Source organism: Streptomyces sp. URMC 124, assembly GCF_051386455.1.
Classification (GTDB): domain Bacteria; phylum Actinomycetota; class Actinomycetes; order Streptomycetales; family Streptomycetaceae; genus Streptomyces.
Genome location: NZ_JBPQTS010000296.1, coordinates 1 through 2843 on the forward strand (window position 1 = coordinate 1; position 2843 = coordinate 2843).

Here is a 2843-nt window from a genome sequence, read left to right on the forward strand (position 1 = left end):
GAGACAGGCCCCACCGTGGACCCCTGCCCCTGGTCCCGGTCCTCCGCCTGCCCCTTCGCCAGCTCCTGCCCCTGGTCGTGCTCCTCCGCGGGCTCGTGACCCTGCTCCGTTTCCAGGCCCGGACGCTGGCCTTGCTCGGGGTTTTTGAGGAGGGGGGCACGGGTGTAGTCGACGGGGAGAATCTCGTGCCAGTCGAGGGGTACGCGTAGGTGCCCGGTCCGCTGGCGGTACGAGCTCACGGCTCGCATGAGGCGTTGGGTGTCGGCGGTGACGGGGCCGGAGAGCACGGTAGTCTCCGGCCAGTCCGCCACCACCGCAGCTGCCCGCTGCCGGGTGAAGGTGAGCATCCGCGCGAGATCCCGCGCACGTTCCTCACCCCGCTGGCGCGCCTCCTTGGGCGGCTGCACGCGGTGCGGGCTGCGGCCGGTGCTGCGCCCCGCGCGTTCCACCCGCCGCACGAGCTCCTGCGGTTCCTCCTCGTCCCCTGCGGCGCGCGGCCGACGTGGCCGGGTTCGTAGGATTCCAGCGCGCACAGCATGTTGATCACTGGCACCCAGCCCGGTCCGACGAGCGTGTCGTCCACGGCCCGCGCGAGGTGGAGGACGGGCACGATGATCGACGCGACCTTGTCGGGGTTCTCCCGGTCGTAACGGACGGCGCGGCCTGCGATCTGCAGCAGGTCGCCCTGCGCCTGACACGGGTCGACCAGGGCGACCCCATCGACGGCCGGGACGCCGACGCCCTCGTTCAGGAGCCGTACCGAACAGGCGACCGCCAGGTCCACCGGCCGCCCCTGCAGGTCCGTCCCCGCCGCCAACGCCGCCAGGGCCCGGAGCCGTTCCTCGGCCGGGGTGCCTTCGTGCAGGGCTACCGCCCCGACCCGCCGCGGCGCCGACGTCCCTTGCCCGTACAGGACCCGCGCCAGCTGCGGCACGGTCGAGTGGTAGGTCAGTAGCCGGCGGCACCCCACCCGGCCCGCTGCCCGCAGCACGGCCCCCAGCGAAGCGGTGAGCAACTCCGCCCGCCCCTCCGCGTCGGCGCGTCCGCGCGCCGTGACGAGGTCGCGCAGCCGGGCTTCGTCGACCTCGGCGGCTACGACGGGGCTGTGGGCGAGCTTGCCTCGCCGTTGGGCCTCCCTCAGGCCCAGCCGGTAGGCGACGGGCCCGTGTCGGCGTTCGGAGAGCCGCACCACCGGATCAGCGGCGAGCAGACGCCCCTGCTCATCCCAGTGCACCGCTGCGAGCAGGCGCGGTGTCGCGGTCATGGACAGCCGGGGCCGCGCGGGCACGAGGTGCTGCTCGTTGATCCGCCCCCACACCTGCGAGGCCTCGGTGTGGTGGGACTCATCCACTACCAGCAGATCCCATTCCGGCAGCGGCAGCGCCCCGTCCCGCTCCACACTCAGCCGGTGCCCGACGATCAGCGAGCCCTCCACGCTCGCGTACGTGGCCAGCACCGTTAAGCGACCGTCCCCTTGGGAGGCGAAGGCGTTGGCGTGCCAGGCCACCGCCCGCGGGTCTGTCGTCACCATCACCCCGGCACGCCCCGCAGCGCGGCGTCCCGTGGCGCGTACACGGCGATCACCGAGCCGCTGCGCCCGGCCGCGCGCAGGACCCGGTAGGTCTGCTCGAGCAGGGCTCGCGTGGGCACGACCATCAGCAGTGACCCTTGCCTGGCGACCAGGCCCGAGACCCGCGCGGCCACCCACGTCTTGCTCAGCCCGGGTGTCATGTGCAGCTGCGCCCGGAACCGCGGCCGCCGCGCCTGGGGGAGGGGGCGTAGACGCGCATGATGGCGTCGACGGCGTCGTCCTGGTGGTCATAGAACGCCGCGAGATCCACCTCCGGCCGAGCCGCCGCACCCACGTCCGTGACCGTCCTCCGGAGCATCGTGCTGGGGTAGCTGCCGCTCAGCCGAACCCACAACCAACTGTCTTCTGTGACAAACTAGTCCGCCGTGCCTGGCGGCGTACCGTGAAGCGGCACATCCCCTCCCCACACGCGCAAGGTCTCGAACACACGATCCCACTACCACCCCAAGAATTCCAGCGGCAAAATCTCGCGAGAATGCCGCCAACTCACTGCAGAAAAGCGCCAATCACGGTAGTGCGTAACCAAGCGATTATGGTGACGGAGGAGGGAAAGTGCCGGAGAGGAACATCGAGTTCGGTAAGTACGGTGCCCGCGGCCTCAAAGGCCACGAGGCCGTCGCACGCCGGCTCGACCGGCTCGCTGGATTCATCGCCACGCCCATCACCGCGCGCCGTGGCCTGATGGCCCGGCTGCACTACCTCACCCGCACCAGCCACGCCCGCGCCGCGGCCCGCGAGGCCGGCCTGACCGTCACCGACCGCACCCTGAACGCCTGGCTGGCCGGCCAGCACAGCCCCTCGAAGCGGAACCTGCAGCGCGTCGAGACGGCCTGCCGCGCGGTGCGCCGTCACAACGTGGCAAGGTAGCTGACCAGCCGTCTCAACTGGAAGGGGCGCGGGACCCGGGTGGAGTTCCACCCTCTCAACCAGTCCCAGGTCAGTCGTCCCCACCAGCGGGTCGTGAGCTTCCGTGCCCTTAACGTGCGCCGCTGGGACCCGGTGGTCGCGGCCTGGACCGCGGACGACGAGCAGGCCCTGGACGACGCCTGGTTCGGCGACGTGACCGTCGAACTCGGCAGTGAATACGGCAGTTACGCGTACGTGTCGAATATCGGCTTCACAGTCTAGACCTCAGTTCGATATTCCGGGAACGGGATATCGAACCCAAAACTTGAAAGAGCATCAGGAATTCCTGGAACAGGGGGAGAGCCGAAAATCCGGCAGCCCCCACTCCCGTAGCCAGCCTCAGGAA

General features: G+C 70.6%; 4 protein-coding genes and 1 pseudogene. 1 reads left to right on the forward strand and 4 read right to left on the reverse strand.

The genetic code is table 11. The features are described from left to right. From ACSNOG_RS32375 to ACSNOG_RS32390, 4 genes are all read right to left on the reverse strand, one after another. A partial coding sequence (locus ACSNOG_RS32375) for a hypothetical protein (RefSeq protein ID WP_436756275.1) occupies positions 1–239 on the reverse strand: 239 nt, incomplete at its 3' end. Next, on the reverse strand, positions 236–1531 hold the full coding sequence (locus tag ACSNOG_RS32380; RefSeq protein WP_436756276.1) for a DEAD/DEAH box helicase family protein: 1296 nt from the start codon (positions 1529–1531) through the stop codon (positions 236–238). The genes ACSNOG_RS32375 and ACSNOG_RS32380, both read right to left, overlap by 4 nt. Continuing rightward, positions 1531–1731, reverse strand: coding sequence for a hypothetical protein (locus ACSNOG_RS32385; RefSeq protein WP_436756277.1), 201 nt, complete (start codon positions 1729–1731; stop codon positions 1531–1533). The genes ACSNOG_RS32380 and ACSNOG_RS32385 overlap by 1 nt, the downstream gene beginning before the upstream one ends. Beyond that, entirely contained in the window at positions 1728–1865 is a 138-nt protein-coding gene (locus ACSNOG_RS32390; protein WP_436756278.1) for a hypothetical protein, read from the reverse strand. Before ACSNOG_RS32390 ends, ACSNOG_RS32385 begins: the two co-directional genes overlap by 4 nt. Positions 1866–2143: 278 nt before the next feature. Here ACSNOG_RS32390 and ACSNOG_RS32395 point away from each other — a divergent pair. Beyond that, positions 2144–2719 (forward strand): annotated as a pseudogene (locus ACSNOG_RS32395) (transcriptional regulator). The last annotated feature ends 124 nt before the right edge of the window (positions 2720–2843 follow it).

What these genes read in the sequence shown, in the direction of transcription:
- ACSNOG_RS32380 (WP_436756276.1), bottom strand. Translation starts at nt 1,531, where the DNA reads ATGGTGACGACAGACCCGCGGGCGGTGGCCTGGCACGCCAACGCCTTC.
- ACSNOG_RS32385 (WP_436756277.1), bottom strand. Translation starts at nt 1,731, where the DNA reads ATGACACCCGGGCTGAGCAAGACGTGGGTGGCCGCGCGGGTCTCGGGC.